1 protein-coding gene is annotated in these 250 nt (G+C 70.8%); it reads right to left on the minus strand.

Going from position 1 to position 250, the window contains the following annotated elements:
• A partial coding sequence (locus IE94_RS36975) for an AMP-binding protein (RefSeq protein ID WP_037925162.1) occupies nt 1-250 on the minus strand: 250 nt, incomplete at both ends.

Raw genomic sequence — 250 nt, forward strand, 5'->3', positions numbered from 1 at the left:
CTCCCCCGTCACTCCGGGCGCGGCCGGCTGCAAGGCCTGGTCCAGGACGTACAGACGCAGGTCGGGGATCGGCTCCCCGATGAAACTGCCCGGACTGCCCTGGACGGTCGCACTGTCCAGGGGCCGGTAGGTGACGTGGACGGTGGTCTCGGTGATGCCGTACATGTTGACCAGGCGGGTGCGTTCACCGTGCCGGGCGTACCAGGCGGTCAGCCGGCCCAGGTCCAGGGCCTCGCCGCCGAACACCACC

Origin of the sequence: Streptomyces violaceorubidus, assembly GCF_000717995.1 — a bacterium.
Classification (GTDB): domain Bacteria; phylum Actinomycetota; class Actinomycetes; order Streptomycetales; family Streptomycetaceae; genus Streptomyces; species Streptomyces violaceorubidus.